Below are 24,510 nucleotides of genomic sequence, written 5' to 3' on the forward strand. Positions count from 1 at the left end.
CGCAGGGGAGGGTTGGGCTGGGGTTCGCTCTTGATCTTCAGGCCAGGAGCCTCGCCCCTCCCGGCCTGCCCCTGCGGGCAGGCGCAGGAGCTGGAGCGTCAAGCGGGAAGCTGTGCGACCAGCAAGGTGGATAGATGCTCGCGCAGGGCCACGTTCGGCAGGTCGTCCAGCACCGCGCGGCAGAATGCGGCAGTCAGCAGTGCGCGTGCCTCGGCGAGCGGAATGCCGCGCGAGCGCAGGTAGAACAGCGAACGCTCGTCGAGCTGGCCCACCGTGGCGCCATGCGCGGCCTGCACTTCGTCGGCATAGATTTCCAGCTCCGGCTTGGTGTCGATCTCGGCGCTCGGCGACAGCAGCAGGTTCTTGTTGGTGAGGTTGGCGTCGCTGCCGTCGGCACCGGGCGCCACCACGATCGCGCCGCGGAACACGCCGCGCGCGCGGTCGTTGGCGACGCCGCGCCAGTGCGAGGTGGAGGTGGTGTCCAGCGCCTGGTGGCGGATCGCCAGCTGGGTGTCGATGTGCTGGCGACCATGCGGCATGAACACGCCGCGGGTGTGCACCTGTGCGCCGTCGCCGATCAGCTCGGCACGCAGGTCGTGGCGTACCAACGCGCCACCCAGTTCCAGCACGTGCAGGGCAGCCTGCGCGCGCGCATGCAGGCGCAGGCTGCTGCGTCGAATCAGATTGGTGCCGGCTGCCGCATCCTGCAGCATGACGTGATGCAGCTGCGCACCGTCGCGCAGTTCGATGTCGCTGACCACGGTGGCCAACTGCGCGGCCTCGCCACGGCTTGCATGCTGTTCGACCAGGCTCAGCTCGGCGCCCTCGCCCAGCTCGATCACATTGCGCACATGCCAGGCCAGTTCGGCCTCGGCGCCGACGAACACCAGCTGCACCGGCTGGTCGATCCTGGCGTGGGCGGCTACGCGCAGTACCACGCCATCACCGGCACTGGCGGCATTGATCTGTGCGAAGGCGTCGCCGATGTCGCGGTAGTGGCGCGACAGCGCGAAGCGCAGCGGTTCGACGTCGCCCCGCAAGGCCTGCGACAGCGGTTGCAGCGAAAGTCCGGCGGGCAGCGAATCCACCGCCGACAGATCGGCGCGGAATGCCCCGTTGACGAAGACCAGGCGAACGCCCGAGACACCGGGCAATGCCAGAGTCGATGCCTCCACCGCGCGCGTCTGCGCCGCGGCGTCGCCTTGGGTAAAGCGGCGCTGGCCGAGCCCGCGCAGTGCGGTGTACTTCCATGCCTCCACCCGCGTGTCGGGCAGACCGCCGATGGCGAACGCCGCGCGGTTTTCCTGCCGCGCCGCATCCAGCCAGGCGATGCCGCTGGGCGGCAGCGGGGCATCCAGCAGCGAGGCGACCAACGGCAGCGATGCCGGCTGGTTCATGCCTGCGCTCCCGCCTGGTGCGGGACTGCCGGATGGCTGGCGCCGATCCCGGCGTAGCCATGCGCTTCCAGCTTCAACGCCAGCGACCTGTCGCCGCTCTCGACGATGCGGCCACCGGCGAGCACGTGCACGAAGTCCGGCACCACGTAGTCGAGCAGGCGCTGGTAGTGGGTGATCATCAGGAACGCGCGCTCGGGCGAACGCAACGTGTTGACGCCCTGCGCCACCTGCTTCAGCGCGTCGATGTCGAGGCCCGAGTCGGTCTCGTCTAGGATCGCCAGCTGCGGCTCCAGCACCGCCATCTGGAAGATCTCGTTGCGCTTCTTCTCGCCGCCGGAAAAGCCCTCGTTGACGGCGCGGTGCAGCAGCTCGTCGGAGATCTGCATCACCTTGAGTTTCTCGCGCACCAGCTTGAGGAACTGCATCGAGTCGAGCTCCTTCTCGCCACGCACCTTGCGCTGCGCATTCAGCGCCGCGCGCAGGAAATAGGTGTTGTTGACGCCGGGAATCTCCACCGGGTACTGGAACGCCAGGAACACCCCGGCCGCCGCTCGCGCCTCCGGCGCCAGCGCCAGCAGATCGATGCCGTTGTAGGTCACGCTGCCCGCGGTCACCTCGTAGCCGTCACGGCCGGACAACACGTTGCCCAGCGTCGACTTGCCGGCGCCGTTCGGCCCCATGATCGCGTGCACCTCGCCCGCGTTCACTTCGAGGCTGAGCCCCTTGAGGATTTCCTTGCCCTCGACGCGGGCATGCAGGTTTTCGATTTTGAGCATGAGGATTCCTGATCTTGAGCCCCTCTCCCACCGGGAGAGGGGTTGGGGTGAGGGTTCGGGGCTTGCGGAAAAATCCGTGCAGGCCCGCACCCTCATCCGCACTTCGGGCACCTTCTCCCGGAAGGAGAAGGAAAAAGCATCAACCCACCGCACCTTCGAGGCTCACCTCAAGCAGCTTCTTCGCCTCCACCGCGAACTCCATCGGCAGTTCGCGGAACACCTGCTTGCAGAAGCCGTCGACGATCATCGACACGGCATCCTCTTCCGGGATGCCGCGCGCGCGGCAGTAGAACATCTGGTCGTCGGAGATCTTGGACGTGGTCGCCTCGTGCTCGACGATCGCGGTGGGGTTCTTCACTTCCATGTACGGGAAGGTGTGCGCGCCGCACTGCTTGCCGATCAGCAGGCTGTCGCACTGGGTGTAGTTGCGCGCGCCCTCGGCGCCCTTCTCCATCTTCACCAGGCCGCGGTAGCTGTTGGAGCTGCGCCCGGCGCTGATGCCCTTGGAGACGATCTTCGACTTGGTGTGCTTGCCGAGGTGGATCATCTTGGTGCCGGTGTCGGCCTGCTGGAAATGGTGGGTCAGCGCCACCGAGTAGAACTCGCCCACCGAGCGGTCGCCGCGCAGCACCACGGACGGGTACTTCCAGGTGATCGCCGAGCCGGTCTCGACCTGGGTCCAGCAGATCTTCGAGTCGTCGCCGCGGCAGTCGCCGCGCTTGGTCACGAAGTTGTAGATGCCGCCCACGCCGTTCTCGTCGCCGGGATACCAGTTCTGCACGGTGGAGTACTTGATCTGCGCGCCCTCCAGCGCCACCAGCTCGACCACCGCGGCGTGCAACTGGTTCTCGTCGCGCTTGGGTGCGGTGCAGCCCTCGAGGTAGGAGACGTGGGCGCGCTCCTCGGCGACGATCAGGGTGCGCTCGAACTGGCCGGTGTTCTGCGCGTTGATGCGGAAGTACGTGCTCAGCTCCATCGGGCAGCGCACGCCTTTCGGGATGAACACGAAGCTGCCGTCGGAGAACACCGCCGAGTTCAGCGCGGCGAAGAAATTGTCGCCAGTGGGCACCACGCTGCCCAGGTATTTCCGCACGATCTCGGGGTATTCGCGGATCGCCTCGCTCATCGAGCAGAACAGCACGCCGGCGTCGGCCAGCTGCTTGCGGAAGGTGGTGCCGACCGAGACCGAGTCGAATACCGCATCCACCGCCACGCCGGCCAGCGCAGCGCGCTCGTGCAGCGGTACACCGAGCTTCTCGTAGGTTTCCAGCAGGGCCGGATCGACTTCGTCCAACGACTTGGGCTGCTTCTTCGGCGCGGCGTAATAGCTGATCGCCTGGTAGTCGATCGGGTCGATGTTGAGCTTGGCCCAGTCCGGTTTGGGCATGGTCAACCAGTGGCGATAGGCCTGCAGCCGCCACTCGGTCATCCATTCCGGCTCGTGCTTGACGGCGGAGATGGCGCGGATGGTGCCCTCGTCCAGGCCCGGCGGCAGGCCGGTCATCTCGATCTCGGTGATGAAACCGGCCGAGTAGCTGCGACCGAGCGCCTCGGCGACGTCGGCATTGTCGCGCAGTGCGGTGGCGCTGCTGCTGTCGTTGATCATGCTGTTCATTCGGTGATGGCCTCGCCGGTTTTCACGGTGACGGCGATTTTTCGTTTCGCGGGCGGCGGCTTGAGCATGTCGGCCAGGCTGACCGCGCGCAGGGTCTGGTCCAGCACGCTGTTGATGCGTTGCCAGCTGCCGCGCACGCCGCACTGCGCCTCGCGTTCGCACTGGCCTTCGCCCACGCCGCACTCGGTCATGCCGATCGGGCCTTCCAGCGCCTCGACGATTTCCGCCAGCGATATCTCGCTGGCCGGGCGGGCCAGCCGGTAGCCGCCGTTGACGCCGCGGAAGGACTCGACCAGTTCGGCGTGGCCCAGCGCCTTGAGCAGCTTGCTGACCGTGGGCAGCTCGAGCCGCGTCTCGTCGGCGATCTGCGCGGTGCTCAGCACGTCAGCCGGGTGCGCAGCGATGCAGGTCATCACCACGGTGGCGTAATCGGTGAGGCGGCTGACGCGAAGCATGGCAGGCGGAATCGGCCGGGCTTGAATCGGGACCAAAATGGTACTGATTAAGCCGGCCGCGGTCAACGTGACCGCCGCCACCGGCGCAGGGTAGCCGGGCCCGCCTCTTTCATCTCGTCGCGTGCGCAGGCCAGCCTGTGCCTGCCGCGCCCACGCACGCACGGGGTCCGGGCTGAAGCGATCCAGCGAGGCCGTGTCGCCATGCCGTGGCGGCCTCGCTAAGCTGGCGGCCATGACTTCGCACGATCGCGCCGCTGCCCGCCTCGCCTGGGCCCGCAAAACCCTGAACGCCCCCACGCTGACGCTGGACAGCGCCTCGGCCGATGCCAGCTTTCGCAGCTACTGGCGCACCACGCAAGGCGGGCAAAGCTGGATCGTGATGGATTCGCCGCCCGATCGCGAAGACCCGCGCCCGTGGCTGGCCATTGGCGAGCGCCTGGCCGCCGCCGGCCTGCACGTGCCGCAAGTGCATGCACGCGACCTCGACCAGGGCTTCCTGCTGATCGAGGACCTGGGCTCGCGGCTGTACCTCGATGCATTGAACGACACCAGCGCCGACCGCCTGTACGGCGATGCGATGGACGCCCTGCTGAAGATACAGACGCGGGTGGCCGCCGACGACCTGCCGCCGTTCGGCCATCAGGTGCTGGTGAGCGGACTGGAGGTGATGCCCGAATGGTTCCTGCAGCGCCACCTCGGCCACACGCCGGCCTGCGGGGAATGGGACGTGCTGGAGGCGGCGTTTGACCTCATCGTGCACAACGCGCTGGAGCAACCGCGCCGTTTCGTGCACCGCGACTTCCACAGCCGCAACCTGCTGCTGACGGAGGCGAACAACCCGGGCATCGTCGATTTCCAGGGCGCGCTGCACGGGCCGGTCACCTATGACCTCGCCTCGCTGCTGCGCGATGCCTACATCGCCTGGCCGGGCGATCGCGTGGAGGCGTGGGTGGAGTCGTACCGGCAGCGACTGCTGCGCGCAGGCGTGATCGACGCGGCAGTGGACGCCGCGCGTTTCCTGCGCTGGTTCGATCTCACCGGCCTGCATCGCCACGTGCGCGTGCTGGGCCAGTTCTATCGGCTGTGGTACCGCGACGGCAAGAGCGGCTATCTCAAGGACGTGCCGCAGGTGTACCGCTACGTGATCGAGGTGGCGCGCCGCTATCCCGAGCTGGCCGATTTCGCCGACCTGCTGGAGCGCCACGCGCAGGGCCGCGACCTGACCCGGGCGGCGGCATGAGGCACGCACTGATCTTCGCCGCCGGCCGCGGCGAGCGCATGCGCCCGCTGACCGACCGCACGCCCAAGCCACTGCTTTGCGTGGGCGGCAAACCGCTGATCGTCTGGCACCTCGAACGTCTCGCCGCCGCCGGCGTGCACTACGTGGTGATCAACACCTCGCACCTGGCCGAGCAGTTTCCGGCGGTGCTGGGCGACGGTTCCCGCTGGGGCCTGCGCATCCGCTACGCCTACGAAGGCCCCGTGCCGCTGGAAACCGGCGGTGGCATGCTGAACGCGCTGCCGTTGCTGGGCACCGGGCCGTTCCTCGCCATCAGCGGGGATGTCTGGTGCGATGCCGATTTCGGCACGCTGCCCGCCGAGCCGGCGGGGCTGGCGCACCTGCTGCTGGTCGACAACCCGCCGCACCACCCCGAAGGCGATTTCGCGCTGGACGGGCAAGGCTTGGTGCAGGCGAGCGGCGAACCGCGGCTCACCTTCAGCGGCATTGGCGTGTTCCGCCGGGAGCTGCTGGACGGCTGGCGGGAACTTGCCGGCACGGCCGCCGACGAAGCCGCGGCGCCCACCTTCAAGCTGCGCCAGTTGCTGCTGGGCGCGATGGCTCGGCAAGCCGTCAGCGGCACCCATCACCACGGCGTGTGGACGGACGTGGGCACGCCCGAGCGCCTCGCACAGCTCGACGCCGAACGCGGCGACGCAGCGATGTCGCACGGCGATCAGCGCGACGAGGGTTTCGCCGAGAACTGAGTCGCGCCCGTTCCCGGCGTCGCCGCGCTCTCGGGGTGGACGATCACCGGCGGCACCGGCAGACGCGCCAGCGCGGGCGTCGTGGCGACAATCGAAGCGGCCAGTGGTGCCGGTTTTGGAGTCGGCATCGGCGAAGGCTGCGTCGCACCGCCATCGGCCACTTCCATCGAACGCGCCGCCTTGGCGGCCTGGTCGGTCATCACGATGATGCTGATGCGGCGATTGACCGGATCGGCGGGGTTCTGCTTGTCGAACGGCACGGATGCGGCCAGGCCCACCACGCGCGAGATCTTGTCCGCCTCCAGCCCGCCGGCGATCAGCGCACGACGGGCGGCGTTGCCGCGATCGGCCGACAACTCCCAGTTGCTGTAGTCGTGCCCGCTGTTGTACGGCGCATCGTCGGTGTGGCCGGAGATGCTGATCTGGTTCGGCACGTCGTCGATCGAGCGGCCCAGTTCGCGCAGGATCTGCACCGTGTACGGCTTGAGCCGCGCGCTGCCGGTGTCGAACATCGGCCGGTTGAGCTTGTCGACGATCTGGATGCGCAGGCCTTCGGAGGTGATGTCCAGCAGCAGCTGATCCTTGAATGGCGCCAGCGCCTGGCTGCTCTGGATCGAGGCATTCAGCCGCTTCATCAGCTCCTCCAGACGCGACTTGTCGGCCTGGCGCGCCAGTTTGATCGCGTCCTCGACGTTGTGCTTGACCTGCGGCGCACCGCGCTTTTCCGCGCCCGGGCCGCGCGGCAGGTCCATCGTCCCGCCAAGCTTGATCATGCTGTCGCTGGCGCCGCCGGGGCCGGCCTGGCCAGGCGGCGCGATCGTGGCGGCGCCCGGAGTCATGCTCGGGTTCTTGAAGTACTCGGAGATCGCGGCCTTCTGCTCGCGGGTGCCCACGCCGATCAGCCACATCACCAGGAAGAACGCCATCATCGCGGTGACGAAATCCGCATAGGCCACCTTCCACGCACCGCCGTGATGGCCGTGCTTCCGGCGCTGCACGCGCCGGATGATGATCGGCTGGTCGAACTCCTCGCTCACGCCCCGGCTCCGGCGCGCGCGCCCTTGAGATGCCCCTCCAGCTCCATGAAGCTGGGCCGCACCTGCGCGACCAGCGATTTGCGCGCGAACTCCACCGACACCATCGGGTTGTAGCCGCGCAGGTTGGCCATCAGCGCCACTTTCACGCATTCAAACGCCTTGCCGTCCTCCTGCGCGCGGTTCTCCATCGCCGAGGCCAGCGGCCCGGCGAAGCCATAGCACAGCAGGATGCCGAGAAAGGTGCCGACCAGCGCGCCGGCGATGTGCTCGCCGATGCGCGAGGTATCTCCGCTCAGCTGCGACATCGTGGTGACGATGCCGAGCACCGCCGCCACGATGCCGAAACCGGGCAGCGCGTCGGCGGATTTCATCAGGGCCATCGCCGGCGCCTCGGCTTCCTGGTGGTGGACTTCCAGCTCCATCTCCAGGAGCTGTTCCAGCTCGTGCGGGTTCATGCTGCCGCCCACGATCAGGCGCAGGCAGTCGGTGATGAACTCGATCAGGTGGTGCTCGGCGAGCAGGCGCGGATAGGCCGAGAACACGCTGCTGGTGGCCGGCTCCTCGATGTGCGATTCGAGGCTGAGCAGGCCGTTCTTGCGCATCAGGCTGAAGATGTCGTAGAGCAGCGAAAGCAGGTCGAGATAATCCTGCGTCCGGTACTTCGGGCCTTTCAGCAGCCCCATGATGTCGCGGAAGGTGGCCTTGACGATCTTGGTCGGATTGGCGGTGAGGTAGGCCCCCGCAGCGCCGCCGCCGATGATCAGCAGTTCGTAGGGCTGCCACAACGCCAGCAGCTGCCCGTGGGACAGCAGGTAGCCGCCCACGACGCTGACGAGCACAACCAGGGTTCCGACCAGGACAAGCATGCAGGTTCCAGCGCGCGGTTCGACAACGAGTTATCGGCCCGCCGCGGGAAAGATGTAGCCCGGATTTGCCGCAAGGCCGCCGGCGTCGCGAACGGCGGGTATCCCGAAAAAGGAAAGGCCCGGGCATGGCCGGGCCTCTCGTCTGGCTCGTGCCGCGCGGTCGGTCAGGGGCGGCGCGCCAGCTCCGGGTTGTCGCGGGTGACCGGCATCAGGTCCTTCTTCGAGACGCCCAGCCACAGCAGGATCGGGCTGGCCACGAAGATCGAGGACAGCGTGCCGACCACGATGCCGATCAGCATGGTGATGGCGAAGCCGTGCACGGCCGGGCCGCCCAGCAGCCACATCGCGCCCATGGTAATGCCGGTGAACAGCGAGGTGATGATGGTTCGCGACAGGGTGTTGTTGATCGAGCGGTTGAGGATCTCCTCCGGCTCGGCCTTGCGCGCGAGGCGGAACAACTCGCGGATGCGGTCGAACACCACGACCTTGTCGTTGATCGAGTAGCCGATCACCGCCAGCACCGAGGCCAGCACGGTCATGTCGAATTCGCGCTGCACCAGCGCGATGACGCCCAGCGTGACCAGCGTGTCGTGGATTTCGGTCGCCACCGCGGCGATCGCGAAGCGGCGCTCGAAGCGGATCCACAGGTAGGCCATGATGCCCAGGATCACCAGCAAGGCCGCCCAGGTACCGTCCGATTTCAGCTCCGCGCCGACCTGCGCGCTGACGAAGTCGCGGCTCTTCAGCTTGGCGTCCGGTCGCGCCGCGTGGAGCTTCGCCATCACGTCGGCGGAGACACGGTCGAGGTTGACCGTGCCGTTGGCCAGGATCGCCTCCGGATCATCCTTGGCCTGGAACCGGATCGACACCTCGCGGGTGCCGCCCAGGCTCTGCACCACGGCGTCCTCGAAGCCGCCCTTGGCCAGCGCGCCGCGCACGTCGGCGATCTCCACCGGCTGGTCGTAGTTGACCAGCATCGACACGCCGCCGGTGAAATCCAGCCCGTAGTTGAGCCCGCGGGTGGCGATCAGCACGATCGAGCCGATCATCAGCAGGATCGCCAGGCCGACCGTGTACTTGCGCATCCCCAGGAAGTGGATGTTGCTGTCGTGATTGAAGATTTCCATGGCAATTCTCTGTGTGGACGTTCCGTTCCGGTCAAGCGGCCCTCATGGCCGCACGATCAATTCAGGGAATCCCTTTCCGGCGAAAGCGGCCGTCCGGGGCCGCACTGTTCGACGCGACGCCTAGACCGACAGGGTCTTGAGCTTGCGGTGGCCGTGGATCGCCGCAGTGAACGCATGGGTCAGCGTCACCGAGGTGAACAGCGAGGTCAGGATGCCGATCATCAGCGTGACGCCGAAGCCCTTGATCGCGCCGGTGCCCATCGTGGTCAGCGCCAGCGCCGCGATCAGGTGGGTGACGTTGGCGTCCAGAATGGTCGACCAGGCCTTCTCGTAGCCGGCGTAGATCGCCGCGTGCGGCGTGGAGCCGTTGCGCAGCTCCTCGCGCACGCGTTCGCAGATCAGCACGTTGGCGTCGATCGCCATGCCCAGGGTGAGCACGATGCCGGCGATGCCGGGCATGGTCAGGGTCACCCCGATCAGCGACATCACCGCCACCAGGATCACCAGGTTGAAGAACAGCGCGATGTCCGCGACCAGGCCGAACAGCTTGTAGTAGACCGCGGCGGCCAGCAGCACCAGGGCCAGGCCCAGCATCACCGACTTGAAGCCCTTGTCGATGTTGTCCGCACCCATGCTGGAACCGATCACGCCTTCCTCGATGATGTCCACCGGAGCAGCGAACGCGCCACCCTTGAGCAGCAGCGCCAGGTCGGAAGCTTCCTTCGGGCTGCCCAGGCCGGTGGTCTGGAATTGCCGGCCGAACGGGCTGGCGATGTTGGCGTCGTTGATCACCGACTCGGTGACCTTCGGAACGCGCACTTCCTTGCCGTCGATCATCTTGGTCTCGGTCACGCGCTCGACGTAGACCACCGCCATCGGCTTGCCGACGTTCGCGTTGGTGAAATCGCTCATCTTGCGCGCGCCGGCGGCATTGAGCGTGACGTCGACCTTGGGCGTGCCGCTCTGCTGGTCGATGCCCGAGGAGGCGTCGACCAGCTCCTTGCCGGTCACGATCACCTTCTTGCTGACCAGCACCGGCAGGCCGGTGCCGCGCATGTGGTAGAGGTTGGCGTCCGGCGGGATGTTGCCGGTCTTCTCCGCCTCGCGCGCCTGCGGATCGCCGGGGTGGCCGATGCCGGGGCGGTATTCCAGGGTGGCCACGGTGCCGATCAGCTTCTTCGCCTCGGCCGGGTCCTGCACGCCGGCGAGGTCGACCACGATGTGGTTCTCGCCCTGCTGCTGGATCAGCGGCTCGGACACGCCCAGCGCGTTGATGCGGTTGCGCAGCGTCTGCAGGTTCTGGGTGATCGCGCCGCGGCCGATGTCGCGCAGCTTGTCGGGCTTGATCACCGCATTGAGCACGAAACGGTCGCCGGTGCTGGGACCGTTGGACACCAGCAAGTCGGTGTACTCGTTGGCGATCGCGTCTGCGGCCTTTGCGCGGTCGTCCTCCGAGCGCAACACCACGGCGACGCCCTTGCCGCGCACGGAATTGCGCGCCACCGATTCATAGCGGATCTTCTTGTCGCGCAGCAGGCTGCGGATGTCGTCGGCGTAGCTGCTCTCCTGCTTGTCGATGACGTCGTTCTGGTCGACCTGCATCAGGAAGTGCACGCCGCCCTGCAGGTCCAGGCCCAGCGGCATGGAACGGGCACCGATCATGCCCAGCCACTCCGGCACGGTGGACTGCAGCTTGAACGCCACCGTGTACTTGTCGCCGAGCAGCGCCTTGATCGCGTCCGAGCCGCTCTTCTGCACGTCGGTGTCGGCGAAGGTGGCAAGCAGGCTGTCGCCTTCCACCACGACCTCGCCGAAGGCGATGCGCTTCTGGGTCAGCGTGTCGATGACCTTCTGGCGCACGGCCTGGTCGATCGCCGGCGCACCGCGATTGGCGCTCACCTGAACGGCGGGCACGGGAACAAAGGCGTTCGGCAGCGCGTAGATCACGCCGAACACCATCACCAGCGCGACCAGCGCGTATTTCCAGCGGGGAAAATCAGTCATGATCCGGTCCTTTGCGATCATCCATGATCGTGAACGTCAACAAGCGGCCATCCATGGCCGCACTATTGGAGAAAGTCCCGCGTCCGGACATCCCGCGACTCATGCAGACTTCAGCGAGCCCTTGGGCAGCACCTGCTGCACGGCACCCTTCTGCAGCTTCACCTTCACGTTCGGCGCGATCTCGACCGTGACGAAGGTGTCGCCCACTTCTTCCACGCGCCCGGCCAGGCCGCCGTTGGTGACCACTTCGTCGCCCTTGGCCAGCGCGGCGATCAGGGCGCGGTGCTCCTTCTGCCGCTTCATCTGCGGCCGGATCATCATGAAATACATCAGGCCGAACAGCACCACCATCATGATGATCATGGACATGCCGCCGCCCTGCTGCGGCGTGGCTTGGGCAATCACGGGGGAAAGCGGAAAACTCATCTTCGCGTCTCGCAAGTTGTGGCGCCAGCAGCGATTTCCGCCGAACGCCCGATAAAAGATTCTCGATTATGCCTTGCAGGAGGGGTCAGCGTCACCCTTGGAGGGGGTCAGGGTCACCTTTCGCTTGCCAAAGGTGACCCTGACCCCGGTTCCGGCCCCGGCTCCGCGCCGCGCCGGGCATGAAATTCGGCGACGAAGGCATCCAGACGGCGCGCGGCGATCGCCTCGCGCAAGCCTGCCATCAGCCGCTGGTAGTAGCGCAGGTTGTGCATGGTGGCGAGCTGGCTGCCGAGGATCTCGTTGCAGCGGTCGAGGTGGCGCAGGTAGGCGCGGCTGAACCCGTGGCTGCAGGCGTAGCAGTCGCAGCCTTCCTCGATCACCGCGGTGTCGCTGGCGTACTTCGCATTGCGGATGCGCAGCGTGCCCGCGGCGGTGAACAGGAAGCCGTTGCGCGCGTTGCGGGTAGGCATCACGCAGTCGAACATGTCGATGCCGCGGCGCACTGCTTCCACGATGTCCTCCGGCCGGCCCACGCCCATCAGGTAGCGCGGCTTGTCCGCCGGCAGCAGGGGTACGGTGAAGTCCAGCGCGTGGTTGCGCTCGGCCTCCGGTTCGCCCACCGCCAGGCCGCCGATCGCGTAGCCGTCGAAGCCGAGCTTCACCAGGCCTTCCGCGGAGCGTCGGCGCAGGGTTTCGTAGACGCTGCCCTGCACGATGCCGAACAGCGAGTTCGGATTCTGCAAATCGTCGAACGCGCGGCGCGAGCGCTCGGCCCAGCGCAGGCTGAGCTCCATCGAATCGGCCGCCACCTTCTCCGTCGCCGGGTATGGCGTGCACTCGTCGAAGATCATCGCGATGTCCGAATCCAGCGTCGTCTGGATCCGCATCGACACTTCCGGCGACAGGAACACCTTCGAGCCGTCCACCGGCGAGGCGAAGGTCACGCCTTCCTCCGTGATCTTGCGCTTGTGCGCCAGCGAGAACACCTGGAAGCCGCCCGAATCGGTGAGGATGGGCTTGTCCCAGCCGATGAAGCGGTGCAGCCCGCCGAACTTCTCCACGATCTCCAGCCCGGGTCGCAGGAACAGGTGGAACGTGTTGCCCAGGATGATCTCCGCACCGGTATCGGCGACATCGCGCGGCGTCATCGCCTTGACCGAGCCATAGGTGCCCACCGGCATGAACGCCGGCGTCTCCACCGTGCCACGGGCAAACGTGAGGCGGCCGCGGCGGGCGGCGCCGTCGGTGGCGTGGAGGTCGAACTGGAGGGAGGTCATCCGGCCATTATCGCGGGTTTGCCCTGTTCCGCCCATCGCCACACCGTGTGTGCAGGAACCCGCTGGCGGGCTCCTGCAACCATGCAACGATCGCTCAGGCGCCGTGCGGCAGGATCAGCATGGCGTCGCCGTAGGAGAAGAAGCGGTAGCGCTGCTCGACCGCGTGGCGATACGCGTCCAGCATGAACTCGCGCCCGGCCAGCGCCGACACCAGCATCAGCAGGGTCGACTGCGGCAGGTGGAAGTTGGTGAGCAGGCCGTCGATGCTGCTGAAGCGGTAGCCGGGGAAGATGAAGATCTGCGTCTCGCCGGCGAACGGATGCACCTGGCCATCCTTGCTGGCGCTTTCCAGCGCGCGCACCACCGTGGTGCCGACCGCGATCACCCGCCCTCCGCTGGCGCGCGTGCGTCGGATTTGCTCGACCAGGTGCGCGCCGACATTGAGCCACTCGGTGTGCATGTGGTGATCTTCGAGATTGACCGCGCGCACGGGCTGGAAGGTGCCGGCGCCCACATGCAGGGTGATGTAGCCGAACTCGACGCCGCGCTCGCGCAGCTGATCCAGGATCGCCTCGTCGAAATGCAGGCCGGCGGTGGGCGCAGCGACCGCGCCGGGCTCGCGCGCGAACACGGTCTGGTAGCGCTCCATGTCGCTGGCGTCGGCGTGCCGCTCGATGTACGGCGGCAACGGCATCTCGCCCAGCTTCAGCAGCAGCCTCTCCAGCGGCTCCGGCGCCTCGAAGCGCAGCCGGAAGAAACCTTCGTCGCGGCCCAACACCACGGCATGGCTGCCGTCGGCCAGTTCGATCTGTGCGCCTTCCTTGGGCTTCTTGCTGACGCCCAATTGCACGGTGGCCTCATGCGCGCCGGTAACCCGCTCGATCAGGATCTCCACCGCACCGCCGGTGTCCTTGCGCCCGTACAGCCGCGCCGGCAGCACGCGGGTGTCGTTGAACACCAGCAGGTCGCCCGGACGCAGGAAGTCGGGCAGCTCGCGAAACATGCGGTCCTGCCGCGACTGCGCGGCCACGTCGAGCAGCAACAGGCGACTGGCCGAACGCTCGGGCAACGGGGCCTGCGCGATCAGCTCATGCGGCAGGTCAAAATCGAAATCGGACTTCTTCAAGGCTGCGGCCGGCATCGGAAAACGGGACATTATCCCGCAGCCGGCGCGCCGGGGCACGCGCGAAAAGACGCCGCCCCTCGCGGAGCGGCGCCGGCTTCATCCCTTCACGCACAGCACCTGGCGCAGCGTGTGCACCACGTCGACCAGGTCGGACTGCGCCGCCATAACCGCGTCGATCGACTTGTACGCCGCCGGCGATTCGTCGATCACCGCCGCGTCCTTGCGGCATTCGACATGGGCGGTGGCCTCCCGATGCTGCGCCAGCGTGATCCGCTGGCGCGCCGCGGTACGGCTCATCACCCGGCCCGCGCCGTGGCTGCAGCTGTGGAAACTTTCCGGATTGCCCTTGCCACGCACGATGTAGCTGCACGTACCCATGCTGCCCGGGATGATGCCCAGCTCGCCGACCCGCGCGCTCACCGCACCCTTGCGGGTCACCAGCAAGTCCTCGCCACCGTGCGTTTCCTTCTGCACGTAGTTGTGGTGACAGTTCACCGCCAGCTTTTCCAACTGGAACTTCGGCAGCCGGTGGCGCATCTCGGCCAACACCCGCGCCATCATCGCCTCGCGGTTGGCCTGGGCGTAGTCCTGCGCCCAGGACACCGCTTCCACGTAGTCGTCGAACAATGCTTCGCCTTCCATGAAGAAGGCCAGGTCTCTGTCCAGCAGGTCGAAACCCAGCACGCGCTGCGCCAGCTCCTCGCGCGCCCGCTCGATGAAGTAGCTGCCAATCAGGTTGCCGGTGCCGCGCGAACCCGAGTGCAACATCACCCACACGGCGTCCGATTCGTCGAGGCAGACCTCGATGAAGTGGTTACCACCGCCCAGCGTGCCGATCTGCCGGCCCAGCTTGTCGGTGCGGATCTTGCGATGCTTCGCCTTGATTGCTTCCAGCCGCGCGACCAGCCCGGATTGCGCCAGTTGCGTCTCAATGCTGTCCGGCAGCTTGTGATGGTCGCCACCACGGCCGTTGCCGACCGGCACGCCGCGCTCGATGCTGGAACGCAGCTGGGCCAGGTTGTCCGGCAGGTCGCTGGCGCGCAGCGTGGTGCGCACCGCGGCCATGCCGCAGCCGATGTCCACGCCGACCGCAGCCGGGATGATCGCGCCCCGCGTGGGCACGACTGAACCGACCGTCGCGCCCTTGCCCAGGTGCACGTCGGGCATCACCGCGACCCACGGACCGACAAACGGCAGCATGGCGATGTTGCGCAGCTGCTGCCTCGCGGCATCTTCCAGCGGCACGCCATGCACCCAGCCCTTGATCGGCGTGGCGCTGCCTTCGGCATGCAGAAACTCGTACTGTTGGTTGCTCATCTCTTCTTTCCTTGAATGGATCGCGGCGAGCGCTTCCGTGCGATCGCCGCGAGGTTACTGCTTGAGGCTCACCAGCTGGTTCAGCACGCCGTCCAGGCCGCCGAACACGGTGAGCTTGTCGATCTTCTCGGTGACCTTCTCCAGAGCCTCCAGCTCCTTCAGACGCATCAGCACCGGGCTCTCCTCGATCAGCCGCGCGGTATTGAGCAGCGAACGGGTGGCGTTCGACTCCTCGCGCCGGCGGATCACGTTGGCCTGGGCCGCCTTCTCCGCCTGCACCACGCTGTTCAGGATGTCCTTCATCTCGCCCGGCAGGATCACGTCCTTGACGCCCACGCCGAGCACTTCCACGCCCAGCTCGACGACACGGCCGCGCACGTAGGCAAAGATGTCCGCGTCCAGCGAAGCCTTGTCGCCCAGCAGCTCGTCCAGCGTCTTGCCGGACACCGCCTTGCGCAAGCCGTATTGCAGCTCGCGATAGACGTAGTCGCCGTACTTGACCACCTTGGTGCGCGCGGCGACCGGATCGGTCACGCGCAGGCTGGCGGCCAGGTTCACCCGCAGGCTCACCTTGTCGCGGGTCAGCAGTTCCTGGCCCGACACCTCCAGCGATTGCACGCGCAGCTCGACCACCTCGGCCGCCACGTTCTTCTGGAAATTCCAGAACGCCCAGGCCCCCGGTGCCAGCGTACGCACCAGCTTGCCGTCGATGAACAGCAGGCCTGCCGACTCCGTCGGCACGTCCACCGTCACCGCGACCTTGCCGAGCACGCCCAGCTGGCGCAGTCGGCTGGCCACGCGCGCATCGACTTCCAGCGTTTCCGCCAGCGACACCGCCTGCACCTCGACCGGCACCAGGCCCTTCCAGTAGAGCTTGCGCGTACCCGGTGCCAGCACGTCCTCCAGCTTGCCGTTCTTGAGCACCAGGCCAACCTGCTGCGTGCCGATGTCGGCCACGTCGAAGCATTCGGCCAGCGCACCATCCATCAGCGCCATCAGCACGTCAGTGTCGGCGCCGGTGTACTCGGGCTTGGCCAGGTTGTGCACGCTGGCCGCGATACGCTTGCACGGGTCGACAAAGTGGTACACGCCCGGCGGCAGTACGCGCTGGAAACGACGGTTGCGATACAGCAAGCCGCGCTCGCCGTCGCCGATCACGATTTGCTTGATCCAGAACATGTTGATACTCCTTCCGTCAATCCTTGTTTCGATCCGTGGGATAAGCCGACTGCGTCGCCGGATCGGTACGACGCATTAACATTGCAGATAATCGGGCCGCAAAAGCCCCTCCCTCGCGGGATAATCGACGTCATGCGCCGATGAAAGCGAATAAGGCGGAAACGCCTCCTGACGATAATGGGGCGGAGCCGACGTGCGTTGGCGGGGACCGGATATTCCGGCGAATGCCTGCAAGACAATCGCTTCGATATCCGCTTGCCCGCTGTCGGGACGTGGGCCCGGCCCCGCCACCGCCGCCTTGCCTGATCCGCAAACCCTCCGTGGCTTGCAGGCCAGGCGCCGCACGAGGCGTTTCCTGGTCGGAACTTTCGTTCCTGGTCATGACGTGACAGGTCATGGTTTGGAGCGGGAGTCGAACCCGCGACACTCGGTTTACAAGACCGATGCTCTACCCCTCTGAGCTATCCAGTGGCCGACGTGCCGGAATCGAACCGGCGTTTGCAGGAACGAACCTGCCGCTCTACCGCTGAGCCAACGTCGTCGTTGTGGAACACCGCCCGGCAGACCCCGGCATACGCCGCCGGCAAAGCCGCGCGCACCGGATGGGGCTTGAGCCCATGCCGCTGGAGCCGGTCGGTTCGATGTTCCCGATTGCCGGCTGTCACCAACCGGCAATAGGTGCGGGCATGGTTGCCCGATACGTGGTGATCCGTTTCTCGCACAGCCCGCGCCGAAGCACCGGGACGCAGCGCGCAAGCGCCATTGCAGCTGCGCCCCTGCCTCGGCCATGGCTCACCGGATGCCTCAGGGCGAAACGGATTCCGCAAACCTTGTTCGATGCATGCGCATCCCCTGCGAACGGCAAAAACAAGACGCCCCGGGGTTGGCGACCCGAGGGCGTTCGCGTTGCCTCGGGAGATCGGGGTGACCGATCTCCGCAAAGGGATCAGTCGATTATCGGCAGACGATTGCCAAGTCGAGCCATTCGCCGCGCATGAACAGGCCTGCATCGCGGCAATACTGCGACGTGCATGGTGTGCTCATCTGGGTTATGCGGAACGACATGGAAACTCTTTTATCTGATGGTCGCCAAAAGGCGAGGGCTGCGGACGTTACACCTATTAACAACCACGCGCAAGCATTTTTTTATCGAATATCGGAAAAACTTACAACCAGCCTTTTTGCCGCGCCAGCCGATACGCCTCGATGCGGTTGCCGACGCCGAGTTTGCCGATCGCTTCGGACAGATAATTGCGCACGGTGCCGTGCGAGAGGTTGAGTTTTGCGGCGATGTCGCCGGCGGATTGGCCCTCGCCGGCGAGGCGCAGCACCTGGCGTTCGCGATCGTTCAGCGGGTCGGCTTCGGACCAGGCTTCCAGCGCCAGCTGCGGGTCGATCGCGCGCCCACCGCGGTGTACGGTGCGCAACGCCTCGGCGAGGTTCTCGGCGGGAGCGTCCTTCAGCAGGTAGCCCGACACGCCGGCGTCCAGCGCGCGACGCAGGAAACCAGGGCGGGCGAAGGTGGTGACGATGATGACCTTCACCGGCAGCTCGTCGTGACGCTGGATGCGCTGGGCCAGCTCCAGCCCGGTGAGGCCGGGCATCTCGATATCGGTGACCAGCACATCGGGCTTCAGGCGCTGCATCTCCCGCCACGCCGCCTCGCCGTCGGGTGCGGAGCCGAGCACCTCCATGTCCGGCTCCAGGCTCAGCAGCGCCGACAGTGCGCCGCGCACCATCGCCTGGTCCTCGGCCAGCAGCACGCGGATCATGCGGCGCCTCGTGGCGATTGCTTCAGCGGCATTGGAAAAGCTCCATCGTGATGGCTTTGATCGTCAGGCGGCCGAATGCCCACCCTGCGCCGCGGGCGCCACGCCGCCGGCAGCGGTCGCTGGCATGGCGACCAGTCGCAGCACCGGCAGCGGCGCGCTGACCAGCATGGTCGTGCCGCCGCGCAACGGCGAGCTGATCTCCAGCGTGCCGCCCAGCGAGCGCACGCGCTCGCGCATGCCGCGCAGGCCGTTGCCGGCGCCGTCGATGCCGCCGCGGCCGTTGTCACGGATACTCATGCGCACGCTGGCAGGCTCGCGCACGAAATCGACGTTCGCGCAACTTGCCGCCGCGTGGCGCGCGATATTGGTCGCCGCCTCGCGCAGGATCAGCGAGAGGCTGCGTTCGGTGTCTTGCGGCAAGTCGGTCGGCGGTGCCGCGTATTCCATGCACACCCCGGAGGATTCCAGCAGCAGCCGCGCCGAGGCCAGCTCGGCCGCCAGGTCGGTGGCGTGGATGCCGCTGACCGCACTGCGCACTTCGGCAAGGGCGTGACGCGCCACCTTCTCCGCCTCTTCCACTTCGCGCCTGGCCGCCGCATGGTCCCGGTCGAACAGCTTGCGTGACAACTCCAGCTTCAGCGTGATCAGCGACAGGGTATGGCCCAGCAGATCGTGCAGGTCGCGGCCGATGCGCTCGCGCTCGGCAGTGGCCGCCAGCCGACGCACTTCTTCGTGCGAGAGCCGCAGCTGCGCGTCCTTCTCCTCGCTGCCATGCTCGGCCTTGATGATGATGCCGATGATGAACGAGGTCAGCGGGATGGAGAACACGGCCTGCCATGGGTAACTGAGCAGCGAGGTCTCGGCCAGCAACACCACATTGAGCCCGGCCAGCCAGCCGAGATAGGCGCGGAAACGACCCACGCTGGTGCAGAGCATCACGCAGCCATAGATGAAATAGGTCAGCCCGCTGGGGTACCAGGGCAGCAACGACATGCTCAGCAGCACCAACGCGAGGGCGCCGGCGCGGACCTGCGCACGCGGCCCCGCGATGCACCGGTAATACAGCAGCAGGAACAGCGGATAGCTAACCAGAGTGGTGACGACCCAGCGCGTGCTCCAGCCGTCGTTGTTCCACACCGGCACGACGAAGATCCACGCCGACCACAACAGGTGCACAGCATCCACCCACGGCGATTTGCCGCGATGCATGCTGCGCGCCGCCGCGGAGTCCGGCGCCGGGGTCAGAAACTGGACGATGCGCTGGTGCATGACGCCAGGCTCCCGCAGATTGGTCATGAGGGTGATCCTACTTCAACCGTTCCGGTGCAAACGCCGCGCCGCCAGCCACAGGAAAACCGCAGCGAAACCGGCCAGCGCCAGCACGTGGCCCAGCACAGGGCCATGGTTCAGACCCACCGCCGCCTGGGTCAGCTGGTTGAGGTGATAGCTGGGCCAGACGGGCGCGATCTGTTGCAGCATCCGCGGCAACATCGACAGCGGCAGCCACAGGCCGGACAGGAACGCCATCGGCAGATAGACCAGGTTGAGCAGCCCCGGCGCGCCCTGCCCCTTGAGCAAGGTGCCGACGAACATGCCCAGCGCGCAGAACGGCAGTACGCCGAAAGCACCGGTGGCGACCAGCGCCAGCATCTGGCCCCACGACAGACTGACGTGCGCCAGGAAGATGCCGATCAGCAGCAGCAGCGCGATCACCACGGTGGCCGCGATCATGGCCATCACCATCTTGCCCAGCAGGTAGGCGCCAGGCGGCATCGGCAAGGCACGCTTGAGCGTGAGCAGGCCGCCATCGCGCTCGATCGCCAGCGAGACGCCGAAGCCGAACAGGCCCGGTCCGATGATGCCGAACGCACCATAGCTGGCCAGCAGGTAGCGCGACGCCTCGCCGTGGTTCAGCAACACGCCGAACATCACGTAGAACACCGTCGAGAACAGCGTCATCGGCAGAATGAAACCCGGCGCGCGCAGGTAGCGCAGGCACTCGCTGCGCATCTCGGCCAGGTAGGCGCCCAGCACGCGCCGGCGCGACATCGGCATCGCGGCGGCAAGCGGAATCGACATGGCTTGATCCATCTCAGGCAACCTCGCGGCGTGTTTCGGGCAAGCCCTGTTCGGCCTCGCGGGTGAGTTCGGTGAATGCCTCGGCCAGGCCGGCGCGCTGCACTTCCAGCTCGCTCAGTTGCGGGTCGGCGTCGAGCAGGCGGCGTACCACCGCTTCGGCCGCGTCGGTGGTCACGTGCAGGCGGTCCTGGCGCCGTTCCGCCGCGGTGACCGCAGGCCAGCCGCCGACCACGCCGGCATCCACCGTGCTGACGCAGCGGATGCGCCGGGTCGCGATCCGTGCGCGCAGCGCCTCGACCGTCCCTTCGTGGATCACCCGCCCGCGCGCCATCACGCAGACCCGGTCGGCCAGCGCCTCGGCTTCCTCCAGGTAATGCGTGGTCAGCAGCACCGCGCAGCCCTCGGCCCGCAATTGGCTGATCGCCGCCCACAGCCTCTGCCGCGCCTCGATGTCCATGCCCACAGTCGGCTCATCCAGGAACAGCAGCTCGGGCCGGCCGCACAGCGCCAGCGCGAACTGCACGCGCCGCTGCTGGCCGCCGGACAGCTTCGCGTAGGGGCGAGCCAGCAGGTCGTCGACACCGGCCATGCGGGCGCTCTCCGCCATGCTGCGGGGGGCCGGGTAATAGCTCGCAATCAGACGCAACAGTTCGCCCACCCGCAGCGTGCCGGGCAGTTCGGCGTGCTGCAGCATCACGCCGATGCGCCGGCGTGCGCGGACATCCCCGGGATCGCGCCCGAACAGCTCGACCGAGCCGGCATCGGCGCGCAGCAAGCCCAGCAGCAGGCTGATCGCGGTGGTCTTGCCGGCGCCGTTGGGGCCCAGCAGGGCCAGCAACTCGCCGCGGCGCAGTTGCAAACCGGCATTGTCCAGCGCGACCAGGCGGCCGTAGCGCTTCTCCACGCCCGCCAGCCGGGCCACCACCTGCTCGGAAACAGTCATCGACATGATCCTCCTCGATGCCCGCAGCTTGGGCATTTCGCGGCCGATTGCCCATGCGCCGGCGTCAGTCATCGGGGGTGACAGCCGTCATGCCGGGGGTACCGGAGACCTGCCCGGGCGCGTTATGCTGGGCCAATGATCTTGCGCGACCGGCACGTCCGGGCGCCCCGACGCGGGCTCGCCACGCTGGAATTTGCGCTACGCAAGGATTTCCGGCCCACGACGCCCACGCGCGGATCGAGCGGCCTGCTTCGCGCTGGGTGCGAGGCGCCGACGTCTACGAGGAGAATGTCATGGGTGTGATCAACCAGCTGCGCGAACTGCGCGAATTCGGCGGCAAGCCCCGCACCACCGGCCTGGACGACGCCAGCATCGAGCGCATGGCGGCGAACGATCCGCTGCTGGGCCAGGCAGTCGCCGAGGCCGTCGCGCGCCACCGCGAGCTGCGCGACGAGCTGGGGGATTTCCTCAAGCTCGACGAAGCCGAGCAACTGGCCAAGGCACAGGCGGGTTTCGTCAATTTCTACCCGGACGACGCGATCAACCCGTACCTGCCGGCCGCCGCGCGCGGGCCGTGGATCGTCACGCTGAAGGGCGCCGTGGTGCACGACAACGGCGGCTACGGCATGCTGGGTTTCGGCCACAACGATGCGGCCATCCTGGCGGCGCTGTCGCGCCCGCAGGTGATGGCCAACGTGATGTCGCCCAGCGTGGCGCAGATGCGTTTCACCGCCGCACTGAACAAGGAGCTCGGCCGCAACCGCGGCAAGAATCCGTACGAACATTACCTGTGCCTCAACTCCGGCTCCGAGTCGGTGTCGCTGGCCTGCCGCATCGCGGACGTCAACGCCAAGGCGATGACCGATGCCGGCGCGCGCCATGCGGGCCGCACGATCAAGCGACTGGCGGTGAAGGGCGCCTTCCACGGCCGCACCGAGGCGCCGGCGCTGTATTCGGACTCCTCGCGCAAGACCTACCAGCAGAACCTGGCCAGCTACCGCCACGAGGAGAGCGTGATCACGGTGGCGCCGTATGACGTGGCGCAACTGAAGGCCGTGTTCGCCGATGCCGACAGGCACGGCTGGTTCATCGAGGCCATGTTCCTGGAACCGGTGATGGGCGAAGGCGACCCGGGCCGGGCGGTGACGCCGGAGTTCTACAGTGCCGCCCGCGAGCTGACCGAAGCGCACGGCACCCTCCTGCTGGTCGATTCCATCCAGGCCGGGCTGCGCGCACACGGCGTGTTGTCGATCACCGACTACCCCGGTTTCGAGAAACTGCCGGCGCCGGACATGGAAACCTTCTCCAAGGCGCTCAACGCCGGCCAGTACCCGCTGTCGGTGCTGGCGGTGGGCAACCGCGCCGCCGGGTTGTACCGCAAGGGCATCTACGGCAACACCATGACTGCCAACCCGCGCGCACTCGACGTGGCGCTGGCCACGCTGGGCGAATTGACCGATGAGGTGCGGCAGAACATCCGCGAGCGCGGCAAGGAGTTCGTCGACAAGCTTGGCGCGCTCAAGCACGAGCTGGGAGGCCTGATCACCAAGGTGCAGGGCACCGGGCTGTTGTTCTCCTGCGAACTGGCCCCGGAGTACAAATGCTTCGGCGCCGATTCGACCGAGGAATTCATGCGCGAGCACGGCATCGGCGTGATCCATGGCGGCGTCAACTCGCTGCGCTTCACCCCGCATTTCAAGGTCACCAGCGCCGAGGTCGACCTGATCGTCGCCCACGTGCGCAAGGCCTTGCTGGAAGGCCCGCGCAAGGCCAAGGCCGAAGCGGCCTGAGCCGCGCGGCCACCCACACCGGCTGCGGCGAAACACGACGTTTCGCCGCAGCTGAATACTTCATGCACGTAAGAACTTGCCGACTGCCCTGACGGTGTCCCCCTGCCTAGACTGATCCGGCCGGCAGCTGCCGGTCACCCAGGGAGGATTCACCATGTCACTGCCACTGCGCCTGCTCGCCATCAGCGCCGCCTTCGCCTTTGCCGGCACCGCCTTCGCAGCCAGCCCGGCGACCCCGGCGGCATCCACCAAGCCGCACACTGCCCAGCAGCAGCGGATGATCGACTGCAACCACCAGGCCACCGGCAAGAAGGGCGCCGAGCGCAAGGCGTTCATGAGCTCCTGCCTGAAAGGCCATGCCTCGGCGCCCGCGGCGGCGTCGACCGACACGGCCCAGCACGCGAAGATGAAGAGCTGCAACGCGGACGCCAAGACCAAGGCGCTCAAGGGTGCCGAGCGCAAGGCGTTCATGAGCTCCTGCCTGAAGGGCGGAGCGGCCGCCGCGCCCTGACGCATCGCGGTGCTGTCCATGCCGGCGTGCGTGGACAGCACCGCTTCGCTAAGCTCCCGGACTGTCGCGCCCGGCGCCGCCACCAGACCGTCCACCGATGAAGATCGTCGAAGTCCGCCACCCGCTGATCCAGCACAAACTGGGCCTGATGCGCCGCGCCGGCATCAGCACCAAGGAGTTTCGCGAACTGGCTTCCGAAGTCGCCGCCCTGCTCACCTACGAGGCCACCAAGGATCTGGAGACGGTCGAGGAGGAGATCGAGGGTTGGGCCGGACCGCTGCACGTGCATCGGATCAAGGGCCGCAAGATCACCATCGTGCCGATCCTGCGCGCCGGCCTGGGCATGCTGCCCGGCGTGCTCGACATGATTCCGGCGGCCAAGGTCAGCGTGGTCGGCCTGCAACGCGACGAGCACACGCTCAAGCCCGTCACCTACTACGAGAAACTCACCGGCCGCATGGACGAGCGCATCGCGCTGATCGTCGACCCCATGCTGGCCACCGCCGGCACCCTGGTCGCCACCGTGGACATGCTCAAGGCGGCCGGCTGCAAGCGCATCAAGGGGCTGTTCCTGGTCGCCGCGCCGGAAGGGCTCGAACGCATCACCGCGACCCATCCCGATATCGAGATCTACACCGCCTCCATCGACCAGCGGCTCAACGAGAACGGCTACATCCTGCCCGGCCTGGGCGACGCCGGCGACAAGATCTTCGGCACCAAGCAGCTGCCCGCCGGCTGAGCGCCAGATCGCCGCGGAAGCGGCGTGCGCGGTTTCACGGCACGGTCACAAGGCGCCACTAAACTCGGCGCGTTCCGGCTGACCGGAC

General features: G+C 67.1%; 22 protein-coding genes and 2 tRNA genes. 5 read left to right on the plus strand and 19 right to left on the minus strand.

All coding sequences use genetic code 11. The features are described 5' to 3' along the window. Positions 1 to 98: 98 nt before the first annotated feature. The 4 genes from sufD to ACVCMB_RS06770 all read right to left on the minus strand — a co-directional run bounded on the left by sufD (position 99) and on the right by ACVCMB_RS06770 (position 4,243). On the minus strand, positions 99 to 1,397 hold the full coding sequence (gene sufD, locus ACVCMB_RS06755) for a Fe-S cluster assembly protein SufD (protein ID WP_447106486.1): 1,299 nt from the start codon (positions 1,395 to 1,397) through the stop codon (positions 99 to 101). Further along, entirely contained in the window at positions 1,394 to 2,173 is a 780-nt protein-coding gene (sufC, locus tag ACVCMB_RS06760; RefSeq protein ID WP_395119696.1) for a Fe-S cluster assembly ATPase SufC, read from the minus strand. Before sufC ends, sufD begins: the two co-directional genes overlap by 4 nt. Positions 2,174 to 2,312: 139 nt before the next feature. Next, the gene (gene sufB, locus ACVCMB_RS06765) at positions 2,313 to 3,779 is read right to left on the minus strand and encodes a Fe-S cluster assembly protein SufB (protein ID WP_447107145.1); all 1,467 of its coding nucleotides are present in this window, start codon (positions 3,777 to 3,779) and stop codon (positions 2,313 to 2,315) included. A 5-nt stretch (positions 3,780 to 3,784) separates the two neighbouring features. Then, positions 3,785 to 4,243 carry an SUF system Fe-S cluster assembly regulator gene (locus ACVCMB_RS06770; protein WP_395119698.1) on the minus strand — a complete coding sequence of 153 codons (459 nt, stop codon included), beginning with the start codon at positions 4,241 to 4,243 and terminating at the stop codon, positions 3,785 to 3,787. Between the two features lie 232 nt (positions 4,244 to 4,475). Between ACVCMB_RS06770 and ACVCMB_RS06775 the strand changes: the two genes are divergently transcribed. Further along, the gene (locus tag ACVCMB_RS06775) at positions 4,476 to 5,483 is read left to right on the plus strand and encodes an aminoglycoside phosphotransferase family protein (protein ID WP_447106487.1); all 1,008 of its coding nucleotides are present in this window, start codon (positions 4,476 to 4,478) and stop codon (positions 5,481 to 5,483) included. Continuing rightward, positions 5,480 to 6,229, plus strand: coding sequence for an N-acetylmuramate alpha-1-phosphate uridylyltransferase MurU (murU, locus tag ACVCMB_RS06780; RefSeq protein WP_395119700.1), 750 nt, complete (start codon positions 5,480 to 5,482; stop codon positions 6,227 to 6,229). Before ACVCMB_RS06775 ends, murU begins: the two co-directional genes overlap by 4 nt. Here the strand turns inward: murU and motB are convergent. The 15 genes from motB to ACVCMB_RS06855 form a co-directional block, all read right to left on the minus strand. Next, positions 6,199 to 7,266 carry a flagellar motor protein MotB gene (gene motB, locus ACVCMB_RS06785; RefSeq protein ID WP_395119701.1) on the minus strand — a complete coding sequence of 356 codons (1,068 nt, stop codon included), beginning with the start codon at positions 7,264 to 7,266 and terminating at the stop codon, positions 6,199 to 6,201. The two genes, murU and motB, sit on opposite strands and share 31 nt — an antisense overlap. Further along, positions 7,263 to 8,132 carry a flagellar motor stator protein MotA gene (gene motA, locus ACVCMB_RS06790; RefSeq protein ID WP_447099978.1) on the minus strand — a complete coding sequence of 290 codons (870 nt, stop codon included), beginning with the start codon at positions 8,130 to 8,132 and terminating at the stop codon, positions 7,263 to 7,265. The genes motB and motA overlap by 4 nt, the downstream gene beginning before the upstream one ends. A 164-nt stretch (positions 8,133 to 8,296) precedes the next feature. Further along, entirely contained in the window at positions 8,297 to 9,259 is a 963-nt protein-coding gene (gene secF, locus ACVCMB_RS06795) for a protein translocase subunit SecF (RefSeq protein WP_395119703.1), read from the minus strand. A gap of 120 nt (positions 9,260 to 9,379) precedes the next feature. Then, positions 9,380 to 11,263, minus strand: a complete 1,884-nt coding sequence (gene secD, locus ACVCMB_RS06800) for a protein translocase subunit SecD (protein ID WP_395119704.1) — start codon at positions 11,261 to 11,263, stop codon at positions 9,380 to 9,382. Between the two features lie 99 nt (positions 11,264 to 11,362). Beyond that, positions 11,363 to 11,689 (minus strand): preprotein translocase subunit YajC, encoded by a 327-nt coding sequence (gene yajC, locus ACVCMB_RS06805; protein WP_395119705.1) that lies wholly within the window; start codon positions 11,687 to 11,689, stop codon positions 11,363 to 11,365. A 113-nt stretch (positions 11,690 to 11,802) separates the two neighbouring features. Further along, positions 11,803 to 12,966 (minus strand): tRNA guanosine(34) transglycosylase Tgt, encoded by a 1,164-nt coding sequence (gene tgt, locus ACVCMB_RS06810; RefSeq protein WP_447106488.1) that lies wholly within the window; start codon positions 12,964 to 12,966, stop codon positions 11,803 to 11,805. Between the two features lie 94 nt (positions 12,967 to 13,060). Next, the gene (queA, locus tag ACVCMB_RS06815; protein ID WP_447107146.1) at positions 13,061 to 14,092 is read right to left on the minus strand and encodes a tRNA preQ1(34) S-adenosylmethionine ribosyltransferase-isomerase QueA; all 1,032 of its coding nucleotides are present in this window, start codon (positions 14,090 to 14,092) and stop codon (positions 13,061 to 13,063) included. Positions 14,093 to 14,188: 96 nt separating this feature from the next. Continuing rightward, complete coding sequence (locus ACVCMB_RS06820; RefSeq protein WP_447106489.1) at positions 14,189 to 15,409, minus strand: RtcB family protein; 1,221 nt, start codon at positions 15,407 to 15,409, stop codon at positions 14,189 to 14,191. Between the two features lie 54 nt (positions 15,410 to 15,463). Next, positions 15,464 to 16,588 carry a slipin family protein gene (locus ACVCMB_RS06825; protein ID WP_447106490.1) on the minus strand — a complete coding sequence of 375 codons (1,125 nt, stop codon included), beginning with the start codon at positions 16,586 to 16,588 and terminating at the stop codon, positions 15,464 to 15,466. Positions 16,589 to 16,984: 396 nt separating this feature from the next. Then, positions 16,985 to 17,057 (minus strand) — tRNA-Thr (locus tag ACVCMB_RS06830). Next, positions 17,058 to 17,128 (minus strand) — tRNA-OTHER (locus ACVCMB_RS06835). A 626-nt stretch (positions 17,129 to 17,754) separates the two neighbouring features. Continuing rightward, entirely contained in the window at positions 17,755 to 18,360 is a 606-nt protein-coding gene (locus ACVCMB_RS06840; protein WP_395119709.1) for a response regulator transcription factor, read from the minus strand. A 63-nt stretch (positions 18,361 to 18,423) separates the two neighbouring features. Next, complete coding sequence (locus ACVCMB_RS06845; RefSeq protein ID WP_447106491.1) at positions 18,424 to 19,656, minus strand: sensor histidine kinase; 1,233 nt, start codon at positions 19,654 to 19,656, stop codon at positions 18,424 to 18,426. Positions 19,657 to 19,671: 15 nt separating this feature from the next. Beyond that, the gene (locus tag ACVCMB_RS06850) at positions 19,672 to 20,451 is read right to left on the minus strand and encodes an ABC transporter permease (protein ID WP_395119711.1); all 780 of its coding nucleotides are present in this window, start codon (positions 20,449 to 20,451) and stop codon (positions 19,672 to 19,674) included. A 1-nt stretch (position 20,452) separates the two neighbouring features. Continuing rightward, positions 20,453 to 21,382, minus strand: coding sequence for an ABC transporter ATP-binding protein (locus tag ACVCMB_RS06855; protein WP_447106492.1), 930 nt, complete (start codon positions 21,380 to 21,382; stop codon positions 20,453 to 20,455). 293 nt (positions 21,383 to 21,675) lie between these two features. Between ACVCMB_RS06855 and ACVCMB_RS06860 the strand changes: the two genes are divergently transcribed. The 3 genes from ACVCMB_RS06860 (at position 21,676) to upp (ending at position 24,422) form a co-directional block, all read left to right on the plus strand. After that, positions 21,676 to 23,172 carry an aminotransferase class III-fold pyridoxal phosphate-dependent enzyme gene (locus tag ACVCMB_RS06860; protein WP_447098392.1) on the plus strand — a complete coding sequence of 499 codons (1,497 nt, stop codon included), beginning with the start codon at positions 21,676 to 21,678 and terminating at the stop codon, positions 23,170 to 23,172. A gap of 154 nt (positions 23,173 to 23,326) precedes the next feature. Further along, positions 23,327 to 23,683 (plus strand): PsiF family protein, encoded by a 357-nt coding sequence (locus tag ACVCMB_RS06865; RefSeq protein ID WP_447106493.1) that lies wholly within the window; start codon positions 23,327 to 23,329, stop codon positions 23,681 to 23,683. Positions 23,684 to 23,780: 97 nt separating this feature from the next. Continuing rightward, on the plus strand, positions 23,781 to 24,422 hold the full coding sequence (gene upp, locus ACVCMB_RS06870) for a uracil phosphoribosyltransferase (RefSeq protein WP_447106494.1): 642 nt from the start codon (positions 23,781 to 23,783) through the stop codon (positions 24,420 to 24,422). The last annotated feature ends 88 nt before the right edge of the window (positions 24,423 to 24,510 follow it).

It is taken from the genome of Rhodanobacter sp. UC4443_H10 (assembly GCF_052978325.1).